The organism is Chryseolinea lacunae (genome assembly GCF_016735595.1).
In the GTDB taxonomy this organism is placed as follows: domain Bacteria; phylum Bacteroidota; class Bacteroidia; order Cytophagales; family Cyclobacteriaceae; genus Chryseolinea; species Chryseolinea lacunae.
The window spans coordinates 1,350,014-1,372,814 of sequence record NZ_JAERRB010000001.1 but is presented as its reverse complement, the minus strand read 5'-3'; the positions used below and the strand labels follow the sequence as shown (position 1 = coordinate 1,372,814).

Below are 22,801 nucleotides of genomic sequence, written 5' to 3'. Positions count from 1 at the left end.
ATTTTTTTCCACCATTCATTCTTTCATCATGAACAGAGTATTACTGCTTTTATATCTATATCTTTTTTCTATTGCACTTGTCCACGCGCAGGAAACCGACACCGTAGAAACTAAACGATTGAGCGAAGTGCTGGTGACGGGCCAGCGCGACATCAATGCCGTGCTTCGGCTGCCCGAGTTGAAAAACACATTCATCTTTTCGGGAAAAAAAACCGAGGTGATCAACGTGCAGAGTCTCGATGCAAACATTACCGAAAAAACGCCCCGCCAGATTTTTGCCAAGGTGCCCGGCATTTTTGTGTATGACATGGACGGCACGGGAAATCAAATCAACATTGCTGCCCGTGGTCTTGATCCGCACCGCGGCTGGGAATTCAACATTCGCAGAAATGGCGCGATGACAAACTCCGACATCTATGCGTATCCGGCGAGTCACTATAGCATTCCCATGGAAGCTGTGGAGCGAATCGAAATTGTGCGCGGCACGGGTTCACTGCAATATGGCGCGCAGTTTGGCGGCATGCTGAACTACATTACCAAACAACCCGACTCTACCAAGGCGATTAGCTTTGAAAGCATCAACGGTGCCGGCTCGTTCGGGCTGTTGAGTACCTACAACGCCGTGAGCGGAACAATCGGCAAGTTTCAGTATTATGCCTACATCACCTACCGGAAGTCGGATGGCTACCGCGACAATAGCGAGTCGAAATATGATGCGCAGTCGGTGATGCTTGTCTACAACGCTTCGAAGAATTTCAAAATCTCGGGCGAGTTTTCGCGCTCGAACTATGTCTACCAGATTCCCGGCCCACTCACCGACAGCATGTTTCATGCTGATCCGCGCATGTCTACGCGGGCACGAAATTATTTTAACCCGGAGATTTATGTGCCTTCGCTCAAATTCGAATGGCAGGTGTCGAAGAGCACGCGTGTGCAGTGGCTCACGTCGGCCGTGCTCGGTGACCGCAATAGTGTTCAGTTCGATCGTACGGCAAATGTGCCTGATGCCATCAACCCGGCCACCGATGCCTATGCCGCGCGGCAGGTTGATGTTGATCACTTCCACAGCTTCACAACAGAGCTCCGCTTTTCGCATGGCTACAATTTGCTGAACAAACGCAGCACACTGACGGGTGGCATTCAATTGATCCGGAATGATCTTAACCGTCAACAACAAGGGAAAGGAACAACCGGAACAGATTTCGATCTCACCCTGACCGATCCGTTGTGGGGCCGCGACATGCACCTGAAGTCGAGCAACGTTGCCGTGTTCCTGGAAAACAATTTCAAGATCACGGAAAAACTTTCGGTCAACCCGGGTGTGCGCGTGGAGGTGGGCGATTCAAAAATGTATGGTTCGATTTCCTACTACCCCACCAACGATATACCGAACACCATCGAACACAAGTTTCCGCTCTTTGGCATCAGCGCACAATATGTGGTGAAGGGCAGCACAATGTTTTATGGCGGATGGTCGCAAGCCTACCGGCCGGTGATTTTCAAAGACATCATTCCGGCAACGGTCTATGAGTCGGTCAACAAAAATCTGAAAGACGCCGACGGCTACAACCTGGACCTTGGCTTTCGCGGATTGTCGTATGGCGCCTCGAATGTCTTTCGCTGGGACGTGAGTGTATTCCAACTCCAATACAACAACCGCCTTGGCAGCCAGGCCACGCGCAACGATACTGATGTGTTCATCCTCTACAGAACCAACATCGGGAATTCGAAGACCACTGGTGCTGAAATATTCCTGGAGTATAGTGTGCCGCTGAGTAAAAAATCAAGTGTGTCGGTGTTCACGTCCACGGCTTTGATGAGAAGTCGCTATACATCGGCCAGTGTGCGGGCGGGCGAGCAGAACGTGGATGTGAGTGGCAACAAAGTGGAGAGCGTGCCGGACGTTATCACACGCAACGGTATGACCGTCCGTGTGGGCATGGCGAGCATCTCGTTGCTCTACAGCTTCACGGGCGAAACTTATGCCGACCCGCTGAACACCGAAAAGCCCGGTGCCACCGGCGCGGTTGGGCTTGTGCCTTCGTATGGTCTGCTCGACATCAATGCTTCGCTGCGGATTTCGGATATGATAAAGATCCGGTTGAACCTCAACAACGCCACCAACGAACAATACTTCACCAAGCGCCCGACCTTTTATCCCGGCCCGGGCGTGTGGCCATCGGACGGACGAAGCTTCACCGCTTCGATCGGATTTAAGATTTAGATTTTCGGCTGTGTGTGCTCGGTGGAAACACGGGTCACACACAGCCATAGTTTTTAGATTTTCAAACACCTTCACGATTATGATAAAAAAAATAGTTACAGCAGCAGTCTTCACCCTGTTGATGTGTTGCAAGCCGGCCGGCGACTTCAAAAGCAAAATTGAAGATCCCGAACATTTGCATCAGACCATAAAAAAAGTGACCGATATCATTGTGCATGATATCTTTTCACCACCGGTGGCCAGCCGCATCTACGCCTACGTGAGCGTTGCAACGTACGAGGCAGCCCGCCACCAGGATTCGACGCTGCTCTCTTTGGAAGGGCAACTTCACGGACTGGCGGACGTGCCCCAACCTGAAAAGGGAAAGGTTTATTGTTTCCCGCTGGCTTCGGTGCAGGCGGCGTTGAAAATGGCGCGCGTGCTCATCTTTTCGGAAGACGAACTCGACAAGTATAGCCAACAACTTCTGGCGGAGTATCAACATTCCGGAATGCCTGAAGATGTGTACCAGCGGTCGGTTGAATTTGGTACGGCCGTGGCAGAGCATGTTGCAAAATGGTCGACAAAAGATAACTACAAACAAAGCCGGTCGTTTCCCAAATATTCAATCGATCAGAAAGACTCCACCTGGAAGCCAACACCTCCGGCCTACATGGATGCTGTTGAACCACATTGGCGAAAGATCCGGACGTTTGTGATTGATTCGGCATCGCAGTTTCGGCCCGCTTCACCGCCACCTTTTTCGACTGACAAGCGCAGTCATTTTTATGCGCTTGCACTACAGGTGTATGATGTGGGAAAATCGCTCACGCCCGAACAACAGGAAATTGCACGTTTCTGGGATTGCAATCCTTTTGTGATGAATGTGAAAGGCCACGTGATGTTTGCCACGAAGAAGATCTCGCCCGGTGGACATTGGATGAACATTGTGCGGGTGGCTTGCCGAACATCCAACGCCAATGCGGCGCGTGCGGCCGAAGCCTATGTGCGTGTAGCCCTCTCGCTGGCCGATGGATTTATTGCGTGCTGGGACGAAAAATACAGAAGCCAGCTCGTGCGCCCCGAAACGTTCATCAATCAACACATCGACGAGAACTGGGTGCCGTTGCTGCAAACGCCTCCCTTTCCGGAATACATCAGCGGGCATAGTGTGATATCCGGCGCAGCAGCACAGGCGTTGACAGGTGTTTTTGGCGACAACTTCCAATTCACCGACTCCACCGAAACAGAATTCGGGTTGACGGCCCGCAGATTCAAGTCGTTTGCCGCCGCTGCCGACGAAGCTGCCATAAGCAGGCTCTATGGTGGCATTCATTACCTGCCTGCGTGCGACACGGGGTTGGTGATGGGCCGCAACCTGGGTGTATATATCACGAACACCTTGCGCACACGTGAAAGCAACCTTTCCTTAAACCAACAGCCATGAAGATGTCGGCCTGCCATCTTGTTTTTCGCATAGCCTGCGCGATGTGTTTCATCGGGCATGGCATGTTCGGGTTTATCACAAAAAAAATATGGTGTAACTATTTTGCCGTGTTTGGCATTGGCGAACAACAGGCGTATAAGCTAATGCCTGTTGTTGGCGCCGTTGATGTTGTGCTCGGCTTGCTGCTCCTGGTTTATCCGTTGCGTTTCGCGGCGGTGTGGTTAGTGTTCTGGGGATTGTTCACGGCTTCGCTTCGGCCGTTGGCCGGGGAGCCGTTTGCAGAATTAATAGAACGGGCTGGCAACTTTGGCGCACCTGTCATATTGCTGCTGTTGTCGGCTCCCCGTGTGAAGCCTGGGTTTGGGTTGGGCGAACGACTGATTCCGGACACCACCATAGATCAGGTGAGCAGCCAAACCATTCTGGCCACGCTGCAGATTTTTGGGTTTCTGTTGCTGCTGGGTCACGGTTGGCTAAATCTGCATCTCAAAGCAGAACTATTAAATCAGTATGCAAAGCTAGGCATCGCTCAGCCGGAGAGTGCTGCATTATATATTGGCGTGTTCGAATGCCTGGCCGCATGCTGGATACTGGTTAGGCCCTCGCGAATGGTAGTGCTGGTGATTCTGATCTGGAAAGTGGTCAGCGAAATACCGTATCCGGCATACGCCATTTTTGAATGGGTTGAGCGGGGAGGAAGCTATGCCGTGCTGCTCGGACTGTGGATGATTTTGAAAACGCCACATCAATTGGTTACAACTTTTTTCTATTTTTCTTGGCGCGAATCACAAACTGTTTAGACCGCTATGACACGATTGCTATTGGGTTGCTTTCTCATGCTGGGTATATTGCTGACAGCCTGCAGCGATTTTGGCGAGCGCGACGTGGAGGCCGCATTCACAAAAGCCAACGTATATCCGCTAACCATCGAGCACAGGATATTTTGCAATAGCGACAACGATGTGCGCAAAGTGCTGGAAGCGAAACTGGTTGAAGACGGATGGGTCACGGCCCAGCTAAAACACACACCGGACGACATCGGCAAGCCGCTCATCTATTTTACAGGCAAGGCGCAACCCTTTTTGCTGACCACCAACGACACCCTGAAGTCGTTCGATATCCAGCGCGTGAAGGTGGCCGAAGAAATTTTCCTGCGTGTGAGAAACATTGAAATCGATGCTTCCGGAAACAAGGCTATCGTAGATTATGTCACGGAGATCGTGAACCCCACACCGTTCATTGTTTTGTACAAACAAAACACAAAGGGCGAGCAGCGCCGCCGCACGTTCTTTACGCGCAAGAACGACGCCTGGACCTGGGATGGAAGGATCATAAAAATGACCTATTAAATATTGAGTTTCCCCACGGCAGGCCTTGACGTTTCGTTGATCGAAGCCCTCAATTTTCTTCCCGGCTACAAAATGCTTTCCCCGGCACCCGCCCCGGTGGGCCTTCTTATTTGGTGTTTTTTTCGACTCCGCTTCGAAAAAAATAAATGTAAGCATTAAAAAAAAGGTTGCTGCAATCCATTGTTTGGCATGTTTTCGCGCACACACTGCATGTGTGCGTGCACATTTTAGGATTGGACTTGCTTTTATTTCCTGCATTTTCTACTTTCAAATCGTGGTTTCACTTGCAGGAAGTTTTGCCGGCAGCGATTCCATGCGGAATAATATTTCACCTAAACCCAAATCTTAATGAAAAATGTCTACCGAAGGGCTTGGCTTCTGGCCGTGCTCCTGATGTGGGGCTTTGCCAGCTTTGCACAGGGAAAACTGATCTCCGGTACGGTAACTTCCTCAGATGGAAGTGCCATGCCGGGCGTGAACGTACTCTTAAAAGGCAGCGTAAATGGAACGGCCACGGATGCCAATGGAAAATACTCCATATCCGTTACGTCTGATGAATCTGTTCTTGTCTTCTCTTTTATTGGTCACGCCTCGCAAGAGGTTGTAGTCGGATCGAGAGCGGTTGTTGATGTGAAGATGGAAGAAGATGTCTCTCAATTGGGAGAAGTAGTGGTAACCGCGCTCGGTATTGAGCGTGAAGCCAAATCATTGTCCTATGCCCAACAAACGGTGAGTGGTTCCACACTGACCGAAGCACGCGACATAAACATACTGAATAGCCTTTCGGGCCGCGCCGCAGGTGTGGATATAAAGAAGAGCAGCTCCGGTCCCGGGGGTTCCACAAAGATTGTTTTGCGTGGTAACAAATCCATGTCCGGCGACAGCCAACCTCTCTTTGTAATCGACGGTATTCCCATGGCCAACAACAAAGGAACACAACCCGGCATGTGGGGTGGCGTTGACGGTGGAGATGGTATGAGCCAGATCAACCCCGACGACATCGAAAGCATGACGGTGCTGAGAGGCTCCAACGCGGCAGCTCTCTACGGAAGCCAGGGTGCCAACGGTGTGGTGGTTATCACTACGAAAAAAGGTAAAGAGGGCGCTGCCAAAGTTGAATTCAGCAGCGGCGTGACCTTTGAAAGCGTGTTGAAAAAACCCGATCTTCAATTTAAGTATGGTGCTGTAGGCGGTGCGAAGGAAAGCTGGTCAACCACCCCTGGCAACTATGCCAGCAACTATGTTGACGACTACTTCAAGACCGGAAGCAACTTCATCAATTCCCTCGCCATCAGCGGTGGATCGGCCAAGACTACGGTTTATTTCTCGTATGGCAACGTGTCGGCCTCCGGCATCAGCCCACACAACACCTACAACAGAAACAACGTGACGTTCAAACAATCCACAAAATTGTTGAACGACAAACTGACCATCCGGTCAAGCGTGATGTTGTCGGCTGAAGTGTCGAAAAACAGAATGCCTTCGGGTTATTATCTGAACCCCCTCACAGGTTTGTACATGTTCCCCCGCGAAAGAAATTTCCAGGACTTCAAAGACAACTTCCAGGTGTTCAGCGAAGCCAGAAACATGGACGTGCAAAACTGGTTTGTGGTAGATCACCATCAATCCAACCCTTACTGGATTGTTAACCGCGAGCCCAGAAAAGACAACACCAGCCGTGTTATCGCCAGCCTGGATCTTGACTATGCAATCAACAAGGACCTGAGCTTCTCTGTTAGAGGAAACTACGACTATGCGGACAAAACGTTCGATCAGCGTCACTCGGCAAGCTCGAACTCTACAAACATCAACCCGAACGGTTCATGGGACTACAAGAAGTACAACGACAAGCTCATCTACACGGACGCTATCTTGAAGTACAATAAGAAAGCCGGTGATTTTGATTTCAACATCATTGCTGGGGGTAGCTATCAGAAAACTGACTATGGCAATGGAATCGCCATCGATGCTTCTGCTGAAAACGGTTTGCTGTATCCCAATGAATTTTTCTTCCAGAACCTGATGCCGATTGTGCAGGTGAAATCGACACAGTCGAGCGCCCTCATCAAGGAAGCATTGTTTGCCAACGCCACCATTGGTTATAAAGAGAGATTATTCCTCGACATCGCCGGAAGAAATGACTGGGCGTCGTCACTGGCCGGAACAGGCAACGACTCGTACTTCTATCCTTCGGTTGGTTTGACAGGCATCATCAGCGAAATGGTTGCCCTGCCTACAGTGATCAGCTTTGCGAAAGTACGCGCTTCCTACACGTCGGTTGCCAACGAGATGCCTTACAACCGCATCAACCCCGGCAACACGATCAGCGCAGGTGGTGGTGTGGTGCGGAACACGATTCGTCCGTTCCCCGATGCAAAACCTGAAATGCTGAAGAGCTTCGAGCTCGGTGCCAACATGCGTTTCCTTGACGACAACATCGGCTTCGATGTTACTTACTACAACATCAACAGCAAGGATCAGTTCATCAAGCTGCCCGCACCGTCGGGTTCAGGCTACACGTTCTACTATGTTAATGCTGGTGAGATCGTGAACAAGGGTATTGAAGTTACCGTGGATGCCACACCCGTGCACACCGGCAACTTTACCTGGAAAACCGCAGTCAATTTCTCGAAGAACAACAACAAGGTGGTTGAAACAACTCCGGAGCTGAAAGACCCCATCACAACCGGTGAGTCGGAAGGCTACTATTCGAGATTCCAGGCAGGTGGTTCGATCAACGACATCTATGTCTACAAATATCAGCGCGACACGCAGGGCCGCATCATTCTTGGTCCTGATGGAAAGCCTTTGAAAACTGCACTCGTGGAATATGCCGGTAACCTGAACCCCGATTGGATCGCAGGTTGGAGCAACACGTTGTCGTATGGCAACTTCGGCCTGACCTTCATGGTGAACGGAAAATTTGGCGGCAAGGCATTCAGCCAAACCGAGTCGATGCTTGATGGTGCCGGCGTGAGCCAGCGCACAGCTGACGCTCGCGATGCGGGTGGCGTGTTCATCAACGCTGTTCAGAACGATGTGGCGGTAAGCAAAGTGGATGCAGAAACCTGGTTCCGCGCCATTGGCGACCGGAACGGTATCGGCGAAGCGTATGTATACGATCGCACCAGCGTGAGACTTACACAACTTGCACTTTCCTACAGATTCCCCATCCCGAGTGGCAAAGCCCTGAAGGCTGCAACCTTCTCGATCGTGGGTCAGAACCTGTGGCTCATTTATCTGAAAGCACCATTCGATCCAGAGTTGGCGATGAGCACGGACCAAAACAGCCAGTCGTTGGATAACTTCAACCTGCCGGCCACACGCACCTATGGATTTAACTTCAAAGTAACCTTTTGATAGAGACTCTATGAGAAAGATAAGTTATACATTAACCCTGCTTGCGCTGACCTTAGGCGCCTGTACGGACAATTTTAAGGAGACAAACAGAAATCCTTACGAGATAACGGATGAGTCATTGAAGCAGGATTTTAACCACGTTGGTGCATTCTATCCTTCTATGTTGGACAACATATTTCAGGATCAGATTGCCGACAATCTTGTTCATGAGTCGTTCGTACGCCACCTGGGCACACCCACACCTTTTGTGAGTGGCAGAAACAACACCACCTACTACATCACCTGGGGTGATTCGTACTGGAACGGTGTATACAACAACATCATGGCACCCGCACGGCAAGTAATTGCCATCGCTGAAGCCGACAACTATGATGTGTTTGTTGCCTGGGCAAAACTGATCCGGATCATTGGTGCGTCGAGACTTTCGGCCTACCACGGACCGATCATCTACACCAACTATGGTTCGACCGAACAAACCATTAAGTACGACACCGAAGAAACGCTCTACAACACCTGGTTCACTGAACTGGACGAGATCCTGGCTACGTTCAATGCCAACAAAACGTATCCTGGCTTGACCAAGTTTGATGCGAGCTATGGCGGCGATGTGACCAAGTGGATCAAGGTAGCCAACAGCTGGCGCCTGATATTGGCCATGCGCTTGTCGAAAGTGAAGCCTGATCTGGCCAAAACCCAAGGTGAAAAGGCAATTGCCGAGCCCGGTGGTTTGATTAAAACCGATGCCGATGCATGGTATCTCTCGTTGTATGGCGGTCCGTTCAAACCTGCACGGATTTGCTTCGGCTGGGGCGACACACGCATGGATGCTGCCATGGAATCTGTTTTGGTTGGTTATGAAGATCCCAGAATTGAAAAATTCTTTGACCCTGCAACAGACGAATCGTTGTATCCTGATCATCCGGACTTCCCTTACAAGGGTATTCGCAGCGGCGCCTTGCTGGTTGCCAAAGATGACAGACTTACCTATTCGACTATCGACGCCTCCATGCAGAACTACACCAAGAGAAGAATGCTGATGCCTGCCGATATTCTGTTTACCCTTGCCGAAGCATCGTTGCGCGATTGGGCCGGTGCCGGAACAGCAAAGGATAACTACGAAGCCGGTGTGAAAGCATCGTTCACCGAATGGGGTGCTGGCGGTGTTGACAACTACCTGTCAAACGACACAGGTCTTCCTGTGAACTACAACGATCCGAAAGCGTCGGGCGACATCAACGATTTCGTGAACCGCATGACGGTGACCGTGAAATGGGATGAGGCCGCAGACAAGGAAGTGAAGCTTGACAAAATCATGACACAAAAATGGATTTCAAGCGTGCACAACACGGTGGAGATTTGGGTGGATCATCGCAGAACCGGTTATCCTAAACTTCCCTACAATTATAAAAACGACAGCGATGCAACCTGGGGTATCATTGCGCCGAATGACTTCCTGAGACGGATGCCATTCATCAACTCTGAGCGGAACAACAACCCCGCCGGCGTTGCCGACGCAACAACCAAACTGGGCGGTCCTGACGAAATTGGAACCCGCTTGTGGTGGGATACAGGAGGTCCGAACTTCTGATTTATTTGAGTAATTAATAGTGAAAGACACCAACTGATCTAACGGATTAGTTGGTGTTTTTTTTTAGTATTGCCATGCTAACCAGCATCGTATTTCTCTTTATGAACACCATTTCCCTGAAGCAGATTTTTCTTATCGCCTTTGTTCTGACAGGCATTTTTTCGTGTGCAAAGAAACAGGAAGACAACTCCCTTACACTAGATGAATATATGAAAATGGGCGTGCCCGATCCGGCGAAGGTGTGGGACATAAACGATTTTTCCCAGGCCTACGGGGCGCTTGCCAAATTGAAGTGGGACAGGCCTTATCAGCTTCCCGTGAAAGGCAGCAAAAAATCGGGAGTGCTTTTTGAGCATATGCTGAGTTTGAAAAATGTGTCTTTTCTGATGGACAGCACATTGTCATTGAACGAGAAGGCTGAGCGCATATCGGCCTTTGTATTAGTTTGCGACCACTGGATCGATATCTATTCGAACCCTGTTATTGACAATTATTATCGCAGCGAATTGATCGACATCCAGATCTTCAACCTGCGGCTAACTGAAAAAATGGTGAATCTGGCAACACAGATAAACAACTCGGATGATCCCACAGCGGTGGTTCTGAAATATGGATACAAAACGATCAAAATGAACTATGTGAGCTGTCTGACCACCGAGCTAAAGAACCAAAGTCACACATCGCAATTTTTGAAGCAGGATCTGGAGCGGATGGCCGATAGTGTTTTTGCGTCGGTGGAACGGAATCGCGAATGGATGGATAGTAGCGCGCGCGTCGACGTGAAACAATCGTTGCGCCTGGTGCTGGACAGCACATCATCGGATCATGTCCGGAATAAATACACAACCCTCGAAAAATCACTTTAGCTTTATCCATGGACTTAACGCAAAATATCCGAAAGACATCACACACCTCCCGCGATGACGTGAAGACTAAACGCTCCACCGGTCTTGCCGGCCTGTTGATGGTTTTCCTGTTTTCATGCACGCCTGAAAAAAAGGAAACCCTGTTTTCGGATCTCGACCCCGACGACACCGGAATTGAATTCCGGAACGACCTCGTGGAAACCGACGATAAAAATGTGTTGAGCTATATCTATTTCTACAACGGCGGTGGCGTTGCCGCCGGCGACCTGAACAACGACGGGTTGGCCGACCTGGTTTTTACCGGCAACCAAAAACAAAACGCCGTGTATATCAACAAAGGAAACTTTGCGTTTGATGACATCTCTCAAAAGTCAGGCATTCAAAATGCGGGCGGCTGGAGCACCGGCGTTGTGCTGGTCGACATCAATGGCGACGGCTGGAATGATATTTACATTTGCCGGTCGGGCGACATCAAACCGGAGAACCGGAAAAATCGCTTATACATCAACAACAAAGATCAAACCTTTACCGAAAAGGCAGCGGCATATGGTCTCGACGACACCGGCTATTCAACGCACGCTGCCTTTTTTGATTATGATAAAGATGGCGATCTCGACATGTTTCTCCTGAACCATTCGATTCATTATTTTCCAGTAGACAATCAATTCACAAAACTAAAGAATACAACCAGCAAGGACTTCGGTAGCAAGCTCTACCAAAACAACAACAACGTTTTTGTCGACGTCAGTGAAAAGGCGGGTATCGTGTCGAACGTTATCAGCTTCGGACTAGGTGTGGCGGTGGGCGATGTTGACAATAATGGCTGGCCCGACATTTATGTGTCAAACGATTTTAAAGAACAGGACTATTTGTACATGAATAACGGCAACGGTACGTTCACAAACGAGCTCGAAAAACGGATGGATCATATATCCCTGTTCTCGATGGGGTCTGACATGGAAGACGTGAACAACGACGGCCTGCTTGACCTCATGACACTAGACATGTTGCCTCCCGACAACTTGCGTTTGAAGTTGACTGCCGGTGCTGAAAACTTCGACAAGTTCAAAATTCTGAACGATGCCGGTTTCTACTGGCAGTATATGCGAAACATGTTTCACATCAACAACGGCGATGGAACATTCAGCGAGATCGGAAGCCTCTCGGGCATTTCGAACACCGACTGGAGCTGGACACCACTGTTCGCAGACTTTGACAACGATGGAAGCAAGGATCTGTTTGTTACCAACGGCTATGCCCGGGACTACACCAACATGGACTTCATGAAATTCATGGTCGACTATCAAAACCGTGTGAATGCCACGGGGAAAGAACTCACCTTCCTTGAACTCATAGCCAAGATGCCATCGTCGGAATTGAATAATCATATTTATAAAAACAATGGCGACCTCACCTTTGCTTCAAAAAACACGGAGTGGGGTTTTGAAAAGAAAGGCATTTCGTCGGGAGCATCCTATGCCGACCTCGACAACGATGGCGATCTGGACCTAGTGGTTAATAACATCAACGATTTTGCTTCGGTATATCAGAACAACAGCGAACTGCTGGCGAAAAATAATTATGTCCGTGTTCGCCTCATGGGAACAGCCGGCAACACCCAGGCATTGGGTGCCAAGGTTCAGCTGTTCGCTGGCAACCTGAAACTTTATCGTGAACATTTTCTGTCGCGAGGCTATGAATCGTCGGTGGATGATGTGATCACTTTTGGAATTGGGAAAAAAGAAAAAGTAGACTCTGTTGTGATTACGTGGCCCGACGGCAAACACCAAACGGTTAAAAATCCCACCATCAATTCCCTGGTCAGCATAAAAGAGAATGGTCACGAACCCGGCGCCGCTCCAAAACCTGTCGCGCCGTTCTTTATGCCTGCAGTCGACAAGGTTGCGTTTCTTCACCAGGAAAATCAATTCAACGACTTTAAAGTGCAAACCCTCTTGCCCCATTTTCTGTCGCGGTTCGGACCTTGCATGACCAAGGCCGATGTTAACGGCGATGGTCTGGAAGACTTCTTTGTGGGCGGCGCAAAAGGATTTGCCGGACAGCTGTTTGTGCAGACAAAAACCGGAGGCTTCAAAAATTTGCCTTCGAAAGCACTGGAGGCCGACGCCACGAGCGAAGATGTGGACGCCTTGTTTTTTGATTGTGATAAAGACGGCGATCAGGATCTGTATGTAGTGAGTGGTGGGTTCGAGTTCGTTCCTGGCGATGCTGCGTTGCAAGACCGGTTGTATATCAACGATGGTCGTGGAAATTTTGTGAAGAACAAGTCGCTTCCCCCAGTGCTGGTGAGCAAGTCGTGTGTTAAACCCATCGACTTCGACAAAGACGGAGACCTTGATTTATTTGTTGGCGGCCGGTTGATTTCCGGAAGCTACCCCACAGCACCCGCCAGTTTTCTGTTCGAAAACGACGGCAAGGGAAACCTGGAAGACGTGTCGCAGAATTTTGCAGGCGGTGTGTCTCCTGGAATGATTGCCGATGCTGCCGTAGCCGACTTGAATGGTGACCAATGGCCCGACCTGATCATGGCAGGGGAGTGGACATCTATAAAAGTATTCATAAACACATCAGGGAAGTTTACAGAACAAACCGAAAAGTATATCACGCAACCCAGCAACGGATGGTGGAACAAAATTCTGTCCGCCGATTTTGACAATGACGGTGACATTGATTTTATCGTGGGCAACCTGGGTGTCAACGCGCAGATAAGAGCTGATGAGGCAACGCCCTCGAAACTATTCTACGCCGATATCGACAAAAACGGATCGATCGATCCGATCCTCACATTTTTTGTTGACGGCATAAGCTACCCTTCACCATACCTCGACGATTTGATTTCGCAAGTGCCGTCTTTGAAGAAGAAGTATTTATACTATAAGAATTACGCCGTGGCGACCAGCGATAGTCTGATGGCAGGCAAGGCGGCAGCGGATGTGCCGGTTGTTTTTGCCAACAAATTCCAAAGTGTGGTGTTGAAAAATGAAGGGAACAAACTGCAACTGATCGACCTACCTGTTCAGGCTCAGTTCTCACCCGTTTTTTCAATTTTGAAAACGGATGCAAACAAAGACGGATTAGACGATATCATTCTGACCGGCAACCTCACGCAAACACGGGTGCGGTTCGGAAGATATGATGCGAACCACGGCATGTTGTTTTTGGGCGACGGCAAATGCGGATTCAAGTATGTTCCGCAGTATGAATCGGGTTTGAAGGTGAGAGGTGATGTGCGGAGTTCGATTGAAATCAATGACCTGCTGATTTTTGGAGTGAACTCCGATTCTGTAAGGGCGTTTAGAAAATCTCGTTGACCCGCGTGTGCAAGTCGGAGACTTGGGGCATGATGGGCACGAGTCGGAGACTCGCGCCAGGTTCTATCCTTTGATAAAGGTTTCGAGGAGGGATTGGATGGCTTCTGATTTGCCGAGGGGTTCCAGGAAGAAAATAAAAATGTTTACGGCTGTGGCCAGAAGTGTGGCGGGGTGCCTGAGTTTGTCGTATTTCCAGGCGGCAGAGAGCACCATGGCAATGATGAATGTTTGTGTGTAGTAAATGGGCATCATGATGTCGACGTGCGGCCAGGCTTCAGCGTGGAGGTCAATATAGATGTTCTGTATACCGCGGCCGAGCGCGGGCATCATGATGATGAACACAGTTGAGATCAGCCACCAGGCATGGTCTTCCATTCGCTTTCTGTGTATTATGCTCTTGATCACGGCAAAGCCAAATGCGGGCATCATCACAATTTCAACAACGGCCACCCCTATGAAAAACCTGGGATGAAACGGACCAAACCTGTCGGGCATGGTCAGGGCATTGTGCGCGTTTGCCAGATCGCGGTGCATCATGCTCAGGGCCGTTAAACAAACGCCGCCTGCCAGAAACATGCCTATGATTCCGTTGGTTCTGTGGCTTTCAATTTTTCCATGCGTGATGTAGTAGGGCTGAAGGATGAGGTAGAGATACCAAATTGTGCCCGTCCAATAGTGGATGTGAACAGCCCAAGCGTTGTCTGAAAAGTCGCCCCAATAATCCTCGAAAATGCCAAATTGCATGATGGCCATCGGGATGATCATCCAGAGGTGGAGGGTTTTGTATTTATCCATTGCTGGTTTTGTCTTTTGCTTTGTGTGATCGCCGGACCCCTCAAAACGACTTCCTTCGTCTGGATGGATGACGTGCTATCAGACTAATTTAACAATTAATCATTAAAGTTCACAGGTGGGAATAGGGGGCTTGTTTTTCGCCGGGCCACCCTCGAATCTGCTAGTGTTGTACGCTATGAGGGCAGGAATACGTTGACTCGATTGTGGCCCGACAATTCTGGGCCATGGCTTGACCTTCGACGGTGCTGTGTTGTCCGATGATAACAGTAAGATTGTCGCAATAGAAGACGGTGTAAGAGCCTACTCTCGGGCCGTCGTTGGCCACAACGTAGTCAATTTGCCTGGCGTCGTGCGAACCAAATTTAGTGCTTCGGACTTCACTGTATTCGGGTTTGTTTTGAGCGTCAGATTTATAGATGGAGTTAAGTCCGTCTACATAATTTTGAACCTCCCAGTCAAGGTCCGAACGACAAGGTATCCACACTACAGAGAATTTAGCATACACTTTTTTGTCTCTGCCATAGAATGGGATGTAGGTTGCCTGGTTTTTCTTGTACGTATCTGTCCTCCCGAGCCTGAAGTCTGGAGTGATCTTAAAATTGAGACCGTTATCCTGATAGGATGTCTTGGGAACGCTCGAGCATGAAACGGCGAGTATAAAAAATATGAATGAAATGGCGAGTCGGTCAGTCATTAAACCTGTACGTTAGTGCAGAACAGTTTTGATGCAAAGATATTCTTTAATAGTTGCCGGTTGGGATGAGTGCAATGCCCCCGAAGAGAAGCATCGTTCCTGTTTACGTCTGGCATCAGTTTCGAGGAAGGTATCTAAATTGATTTCTTTTTTAAATGCACAACGGCAATGCACCGAAATCCTAACCACGCCTCTGACTGCGCATAAAGTTGCTTATTCACAATGTTCGACTCGTCCAGCGTGTGTCGGTACGAACCTCCCTTTGCAACCCCGCTGGTGGCAGTCATCTCTGCTATGTTGCCTATCATATTGTAGAGATCCAGTTGGTTGGGAGGAAGGTCATAGATATACCCCAGGTCAAAGGCGCTATTCATCGGACAGACGATGGGTTTGTCTGTCAAATTAAAATAATATTTCTCGCGAATTTTGAACTCCATCTTATGAATAATATCGGAGGGGCGGCAGGAAATATTGTTGTACTCAAGGCATTCACACAAATCTTTTTTGGCAACACGGAATGAAAATTTGCGCTTGCTTATGGGGCGCACGAGGCCATGTGGATACGTTTTTTTGTCTAGCCGACCGGAGGCAGCAAATTCCCACTCTTCCTCCGTCGGGAGGCGAAAGGTGAGTTGCAACTCGTAGGGCGCCATGTTGGGGTACATTTTATGAAGCGAATCACTCTTCAGAAAATCCAAGATTGCAATGGCTCTCCAGTGGCAATAGTTCATGGCCTGTTCGTACGACACCCCGACCACTGGAAAATAGCGATAGCCTGGATAGCGCAGGTAATGTTCGGCATACTTGCTTACGGAGTCTGTAGGTACAAACCCCCTCAGCCAGCACGTTGTATCCGGCAATTGCGATAAGTAGAATGACGTGCTGGAGTCTTTCTGGACATAGTACAGATATTCCAGGTAATGGACATTTGCAATCTCGGTCTCGTCAATAAATACGCTGTCGCGGAGGTATACCCCGTTGGGAGGTGTGAATATTTCAGCTAATGTTTTAATCTTTTGTTTTTTGGACTGCCCAACGGCAACCAGACTTCCAGCCAGTAGCATGACAAGGAGGTTCACACAAATGCTTCTCATGTTTTAAAATCAAGTTGTGATTGTCCTAAAGTAATAACTAGCGTGACAGATTCAAAATCCAGAAACCAAAATGGAGAAAACCCGGTCAGTTCTGGGAGGTACTCATTGCAGTAAGGTGGTTGTTATTTTTCTAAACAAATTTTGCATAGACAATCGTTGGATCTTAGCAATCAGGTTTTTATCGAATCCATTGTTGGGTGCATTAAATAGCCATGCGGATGGCAAAGAACTGTTGTTATGCCAATCTTTATTGTGTAGGTACATGAATGTGGCCATGAATCCAATACTGCAGCTGGTATTTTAAAATCATGGGTTCTTATCTTAGGAGGATAATTTTATCTTTAATGACTGTAAAATAAAAACATCCACGGCCATGCACACCGGTAAACGTTATACTCCCATTGAGTTCATAAAATGGACACGACGAGATATTTATTGGATGATTCTGATTGCTTCGGTTCCTACCACCTTGTATGCATTGGGGCTAACCTTCCTGGCACTGCCCTGGCAACCCATCGCCATCATGGGAACTTCGGTGGCGTTTATTGTGGGCTTCAAAAATAACGCGAGCTACAATCGAATATGGGAAGCAAGGCAGATCTATGGCTCCATCATCAACAATAGCCGAAGCTTTGGCTACACGTTGCGCGATGTGTTGAAAGGCAAACAATCCGAAACCGTGAAGCGAATGTTCTACAGGCATTTCGCATGGCTCACTGCGCTGAGGTTTCAACTGCGGGAAGCGCGGGCATGGGAGAATATGCAACAGGAAAGATTTCGGGAATATCGCCAGGAGCACTATGAGGTTCCGGAGTGGAAGAGCGTGTTGGCAGATGAACTGAAACACTACTTGTCTGAAAAAGATCTGCACTATGTGCTTTCTAAAAAGAACCGCGTCACACAGTTAACAGCCATGCAGTCGGACGAGCTTAGCGCTCTGAGAGAGTCCGGGACCATCAACGATTTTCAGTGGACGCAACTTCAACAGAGCCTTGTGCGACTAACCGATGATCAAGGTAGGGCAGAGCGAATCAAAAATTTTCCATACCCCAGAAACTTCTCGTCGATCGCTACCTACTTGCTGTTGATTTTTGTGGTGCTGGCTCCGTTCGGGTTGCTCAACGAATTCGGAACGCTTGGCCATGGCACATTCATAGAAGGCAATACCATTTGGTTCAACATTCCTTTTTCAGCCGTTGTCACCTGGGCGCTCCACACGCTGGATACGGTGGGTGAAAGTTCTGTGAATCCTTTCGAAGGGAGCGCCAACGATGTTCCCATCACACAAATCAGCAGAACGATCGAAATCGACATGCGGGAAATGTTGGATGAGCGTTCAATTCCAGATCCGATAGTACCAAAGAACGACATTGTGCTATGACACCGGTCGCACCGTTGTAGCGTTTGACTTAGTCGGGGTGAAAGACATTTTTTAATTGCGCCTGGCCATTAGTTGGAAGTCTACCCTTCGAAGGACGGACGGCTGAGCATTCAACCCATCGCGGAATCATCGCCCTGTTCAATGGTATTTTTCTTTCATTATTCATTTTGTAACGGTATCTTAAGCAAGCTACCCGGATTGCCCGGGACGTTTGCATAGACCAACCCATGCCTGCTCAAAACAGATTCTGAGTTTATTTTGATTATGCGAAAGCTTAACCACGGCCCTTATATGAGATTGCTTCTCTATTGTTTTGTTTTCCTGACGTCTACGGCCATGGCTCAGGTAGACACCCTTGAGTTTCTTCAACGCCAGTTGGCGAAGCCACTAAAAATGGAAGAACGCATTGATCTGCTCAACAGACTTTCGCGTGCCTATTCCGAGATTTCGCTGTCATCGGCCGAGCAGTTTGCAAATGAAGCGATGCGGCTCTCGGTGTCCATACACTACCCAAAGGGCGTGGCCGCGGCCAACAACAACCTGGGAGTGTATTCGGCTATCCAGGGGCAGTACACCGTGAGCATGGACTATTTTGTGAAGGCCCTCGAAATCCGTGAACAGCTGAAAGACGTGACGGGCATTTCCAGAACACTCAACAACATTTCGCGATTGTATGTCTATGAAAAGGATTTCGACAAGGCGTTGGAATATTCAAACAAAGCCCTGACGCAACTGCAGCAGGTAAACGATCCCGAGGCTATTGGCAATGCTCATATCATTCTGGGCACAATCTATAATGGCAAAGGCGATCACGCGTCTGCGCTAAAGAAGTTTTCGGAAGCGCGAGACATATTTCATACAAACAAGTTTAGGTCGCGTGAAGGGTCGGCCTTCATTAACATGGCTGGCGTGCATGAGCAACAAGGGAACTATGCCGGGGCGCTGGAAGCTTGCTTCCGGGCAAGCGATCTGTTGGGCGACGGCGCCGATCCGTTTGTGGTGATTGAACTTTACCAGGCCATTGGCTCCATTTATGGAAAGATGAAAAAGGAAAATGAAGCCACTTCAAATTTGCACCGGGCGTTGCGCATGGCCGACGCGCGTGGCGATGGCAACGGCAGACTGAGTTCGCGGCTCAAGCTGTCGAACATGTATAAAACGTTTGGCCGGTTCGATTCTGCGTTGTTCTATAAGGACGCATACCTCTCCCTCTATGATACAATTTTCAATGCCGAGAAGTCAAAACAAATTGCCGTGCTTGAAAAGGTTTATCAGACGGAACGAAAAGATCAGTTGTTGGAAGCCAAGAACAGCCAGATCCGGATGCAATCAACCATCATCGCCGTCATTGGTTTTATGCTCGTTGTGTTGAGCGTGTTTGGTTTTGTGGTCTATCGGTTTTATCTCAACAAGAAACGTTTTGCGCGCGAGCTCGAAGTGCTCAACAAGGAAATCTACGACAAGCATGAAGAGATTCTGACGCAGGCCGAAGAGCTTTCGGAAGCCAACGACGAGATCAGACGAATAAACGACAACCTGGAACAAGAGGTGTTGCATCGCGCCGCCCGCATCAAGAAGCAAAACGAGATGTTGATCGACTACGCCTACTTCAATGCCCACAACGTGCGCGGACCCCTGGCGCGCATTATGGGCCTGACGTATTTGATGAAAGGAGAACTGTCGGTGGAAAGAATCAAGGAATACAACCAACACCTGTCAACGTCGGCTCATGAACTTGATCATGTTGTCCGGGAAATCAACCTGAAACTTCAGGATGGGTGATCGATGAGTTTTTCGATGAAACGGCTTTATATAGCCGTTTGTTAAAGCTGAGTATAGAGATCACAGCAAAGACAAGGTCAAGCGATCAAAATGGAATGCCCCTGGCAAATGAGCGGCATTCGTTACACATGCAAATAAGTTTTATCTTGCCGCCGATATGAAGAACCCGATTAAGCACAACTTCGATAGTATCATTTTTGACCTTGACGGCACGCTTTGGGACAGTACCGAAAACGTTGCCCTGGCCTGGCAAGACGCCGTGAACAAGGTCGGCTATCTGGACGAGGAAATCTCCCGCGAACGCGTGCGTTCTGTTACAGGCATGACCTATGACGCCATTTTTGACAAACTGTTCCCGAACCTCACGGACGCGCAGCGCAAAGAAGTGCAAGCGCTTTGTGCCGTGAGCGAGCAGAACATTTTGCACACCAAAGGCGGCGAGCTCTATCCAAGGCTTGAAGAAACACTCCAATACCTCGGTTCAAAATACAAGCTCTACATTGTCAGCAATTGTCAGCGGGGGTATATCGAATTGTTTCTGGACCTCACAGGGCTGCATGCTCATTTTCAGGGTCATCAGTGTTTCGGGACAAAAGGAGCTCCCAAGGCCGACAACATTAAAGACGTGGTTAACGATCACCAGTTGAAAGCACCAGTCTATGTTGGCGACACCAAAGGTGACTATGATGCGGCCACACAGGCCGGCGTTCCCTTCATTTTTGCAAACTATGGTTTTGGCGTTGTGTCCGAAGGCATGGTCGCCACAATCAGCAGCCTGGCCGAATTGCAGGAGCTGCTATGACGTAGTGTTGCGACGGTTGCGTTTCGTTCAGACACCCGACCTGATCTATTTTTCTTTTTCGCTGTCATGCTTTGGCTCCAACACAAACGCGAATCCACCGCCTTCGGCCATCGTGACGGAAATGGTTTCGCCGGCATGTAGGGTTTTAATCTCCTGAACATAATCGTCGCCAATCCGGGAAGCGTTCTTTCCGTCTGTGAAGAGCATTGCTTTGTAGTCGCCATCGGGCAGAAAGCTTAACTGGACTTCAAGGGTTCTTGACGCCCAGTTTGTTATGCCTGACACATACCACACGTTGCCTTTTCTTCGGGCCACCGCCGCATACTCGCCCATCATTCCGGCCACGGGAACGGTCTCATCCCAAACCGTGGGCACAGACGTGATGTAGTGAAGAATGGCGGGATCTTTCCGATATTCTTCGGGAGAGTCTGACAGCATTTGCAGGGGAGAATAATAAAGTGCAAACATGGCCAGTTGCTGGCAACGGGTGCCCTGGGTCATGGGGCGGTTCTTGCTGATGCGAAAATCTTCTGCGTTTGCATTCGTCATGCCGCCCGCCGTGTAGTCAAGGGGACCCGCGAGCATGCGGATGAAAGCAATGTCAACGGCATGATCGGGTGTGGATCGTTTTGAAAACTTGTTATACTCCAGCCCCAGAACGGCTTCGCGGTTGATAACATTGGGGTAGGTCCGTTCCATGCCGGTGGGTTTAAAGGCGCCATGAAAATTGACGAGCATCTTTCGTTTCGCCGCTTCGCTGGCAACACGCTCGTAGAAATTGACCACGTACTGATCGTCGCGATCCATAAAGTCAACCTTCAATCCTTTCACACCCCATTTTTCAAACTGGTCGAACGACTCTTTCATTTGCCTGTCGAGTGTATGCCATACGCACCATAAAATGATGCCGACATCTTTTTGTGACGCGTATTGGAAAAGATAGGGCAAGTCAAGGGGTTGACTATTTGTTGAGCTCACCGATAGCAGATTGTGCTGATCGCTCCAGCCTTCGTCCATGTTGATGTAGGCAATGTTGTGTTCGACGGCGAAGTCGATATAGTGTTTGTAGGTTTCCGTGTTCATGCCGGCGGTGAACCCGACTCCTTTAAGGTTGTTGGCAAACCACCAATCCCAAACCACTTTTCCAGGTTTGACCCATGAGAAGTTGGTTTCGTTTTTAGGATCGGCGGCCAGCAGGTAGACCAGGTTGTTATAAAGAAGCTCTTTGTCTTGTTCGGCAACAATCATGAGGCGCCAGGGGAATTTGCGTGTGCCATTGGTCTCGGCAATGTACGGTGCAGTTTGGGTAACGAGTTTTTCGAAGTCAGGGCAACAGCCTCCTACCGAGTCTTTAAGGGCCACCGGGGGGTGCATGCCTTTGAGACCTTCTGTTTTGCTGTAGGTAAGATAGAGTCCGGGATAGTCAAAAAGATCAGCCTCGGTGAAAGCGATTTTGACTCCCTTTGTTTCGGCCAATAGTGGGAGCACGGCTATTTTACCTGAATCGAGCGCCGAGACGGGCGCATCCAGATAATGTTCTTCATAAGAATTGAGAAAGCCGGAAACTTTTTGCATCCATCCACGCGTGTCGGCGCCCAGTCTATACGTTGTTTCTTCGTTTGTGACTTTGATTTTTCCGGGAAGGCGGGTCGAGAAGCGATAGGCCACGCCGTTGTTGTATGCGCGAAAGGTGACCGAAAACTGGTTTTCGAACTGGAGCTCCACTTCGTTATACCGGTCGTGATAACGGTCGGCCATGCCATAGCGAGGTGTCACAATTTTGTCGACGCTTAATAATTTTTTTGACTTCATCCGGCTGTTGTGGCCCAGCACACTTCCGTCGCTAAGCGAAAGCGCAATGTTGCCGGATGGAAGAATGAGTTTGTTTTTGAAAACGACACGATACGAAATGCGCTCTCCGGTTTTGATAATCACGTGTACATTCTTGTCGGGCGATGTGAGCAGCGTGCTGTCGTTTCGCGTTTGGGCGGTTGAGAGAATGGAGAAGGTTAAAAAGAACGCAAGAAAAAATTTGAACATGATCAGTCTTTTTTTTTGCTAAAGATACCCGCGCCCGTCATGTTAATCTCGCGGGGTGAGGATCTGGG

At 49.2% G+C, this 22,801-nt stretch carries 15 protein-coding genes; 11 read left to right on the top strand and 4 right to left on the bottom strand.

Annotated features, from left to right (window positions below; all coding sequences use genetic code 11):
* Positions 1 to 28 precede the first annotated feature (28 nt).
* The 8 genes from JI741_RS05505 to JI741_RS05470 all read left to right on the top strand — a co-directional run bounded on the left by JI741_RS05505 (position 29) and on the right by JI741_RS05470 (position 14,145).
* Positions 29 to 2,224 carry a TonB-dependent receptor family protein gene (locus JI741_RS05505; RefSeq protein ID WP_202007988.1) on the top strand — a complete coding sequence of 732 codons (2,196 nt, stop codon included), beginning with the start codon at positions 29 to 31 and terminating at the stop codon, positions 2,222 to 2,224.
* 79 nt (positions 2,225 to 2,303) lie between these two features.
* Positions 2,304 to 3,650, top strand: coding sequence for a vanadium-dependent haloperoxidase (locus JI741_RS05500; RefSeq protein WP_202007987.1), 1,347 nt, complete (start codon positions 2,304 to 2,306; stop codon positions 3,648 to 3,650).
* Positions 3,647 to 4,450: a hypothetical protein gene (locus tag JI741_RS05495; RefSeq protein ID WP_202007986.1), complete on the top strand. Its 804-nt coding sequence runs from the start codon at positions 3,647 to 3,649 to the stop codon at positions 4,448 to 4,450. Before JI741_RS05500 ends, JI741_RS05495 begins: the two co-directional genes overlap by 4 nt.
* A gap of 6 nt (positions 4,451 to 4,456) precedes the next feature.
* Positions 4,457 to 4,999, top strand: coding sequence for a hypothetical protein (locus tag JI741_RS05490; protein ID WP_202007985.1), 543 nt, complete (start codon positions 4,457 to 4,459; stop codon positions 4,997 to 4,999).
* A gap of 348 nt (positions 5,000 to 5,347) precedes the next feature.
* Positions 5,348 to 8,359: a SusC/RagA family TonB-linked outer membrane protein gene (locus JI741_RS05485; protein ID WP_202007984.1), complete on the top strand. Its 3,012-nt coding sequence runs from the start codon at positions 5,348 to 5,350 to the stop codon at positions 8,357 to 8,359.
* Positions 8,360 to 8,369: 10 nt separating this feature from the next.
* Positions 8,370 to 9,947: a SusD/RagB family nutrient-binding outer membrane lipoprotein gene (locus JI741_RS05480; protein WP_202007983.1), complete on the top strand. Its 1,578-nt coding sequence runs from the start codon at positions 8,370 to 8,372 to the stop codon at positions 9,945 to 9,947.
* Positions 9,948 to 10,048: 101 nt separating this feature from the next.
* Positions 10,049 to 10,813, top strand: coding sequence for a hypothetical protein (locus tag JI741_RS05475; protein ID WP_202007982.1), 765 nt, complete (start codon positions 10,049 to 10,051; stop codon positions 10,811 to 10,813).
* 8 nt (positions 10,814 to 10,821) lie between these two features.
* Positions 10,822 to 14,145 (top strand): VCBS repeat-containing protein, encoded by a 3,324-nt coding sequence (locus JI741_RS05470; RefSeq protein WP_202007981.1) that lies wholly within the window; start codon positions 10,822 to 10,824, stop codon positions 14,143 to 14,145.
* Positions 14,146 to 14,208: 63 nt separating this feature from the next.
* Here JI741_RS05470 and JI741_RS05465 read toward each other — a convergent pair whose 3' ends face one another.
* The 3 genes from JI741_RS05465 to JI741_RS05455 form a co-directional block, all read right to left on the bottom strand.
* On the bottom strand, positions 14,209 to 14,940 hold the full coding sequence (locus tag JI741_RS05465; protein ID WP_202007980.1) for a hypothetical protein: 732 nt from the start codon (positions 14,938 to 14,940) through the stop codon (positions 14,209 to 14,211).
* Between the two features lie 160 nt (positions 14,941 to 15,100).
* A complete protein-coding gene (locus tag JI741_RS05460) occupies positions 15,101 to 15,634 on the bottom strand; it encodes a hypothetical protein (RefSeq protein WP_202007979.1) in 534 nt (177 codons plus the stop codon).
* A gap of 134 nt (positions 15,635 to 15,768) precedes the next feature.
* Positions 15,769 to 16,713: an SUMF1/EgtB/PvdO family nonheme iron enzyme gene (locus tag JI741_RS05455; protein WP_369411722.1), complete on the bottom strand. Its 945-nt coding sequence runs from the start codon at positions 16,711 to 16,713 to the stop codon at positions 15,769 to 15,771.
* A gap of 388 nt (positions 16,714 to 17,101) precedes the next feature.
* On the opposite strand from JI741_RS05455, the gene JI741_RS05450 reads away from it, so the two are divergent.
* From JI741_RS05450 to JI741_RS05440, 3 genes are all read left to right on the top strand, one after another.
* On the top strand, positions 17,102 to 18,109 hold the full coding sequence (locus JI741_RS05450; RefSeq protein WP_202007977.1) for a bestrophin family protein: 1,008 nt from the start codon (positions 17,102 to 17,104) through the stop codon (positions 18,107 to 18,109).
* A 291-nt stretch (positions 18,110 to 18,400) separates the two neighbouring features.
* Positions 18,401 to 19,891, top strand: a complete 1,491-nt coding sequence (locus JI741_RS05445) for a tetratricopeptide repeat protein (RefSeq protein WP_202007976.1) — start codon at positions 18,401 to 18,403, stop codon at positions 19,889 to 19,891.
* Between the two features lie 157 nt (positions 19,892 to 20,048).
* Positions 20,049 to 20,693, top strand: a complete 645-nt coding sequence (locus JI741_RS05440; RefSeq protein ID WP_202007975.1) for an HAD family hydrolase — start codon at positions 20,049 to 20,051, stop codon at positions 20,691 to 20,693.
* 45 nt (positions 20,694 to 20,738) lie between these two features.
* Here JI741_RS05440 and JI741_RS05435 read toward each other — a convergent pair whose 3' ends face one another.
* Positions 20,739 to 22,733: a glycoside hydrolase family 97 protein gene (locus JI741_RS05435; RefSeq protein WP_202007974.1), complete on the bottom strand. Its 1,995-nt coding sequence runs from the start codon at positions 22,731 to 22,733 to the stop codon at positions 20,739 to 20,741.
* Positions 22,734 to 22,801: the final 68 nt, after the last annotated feature.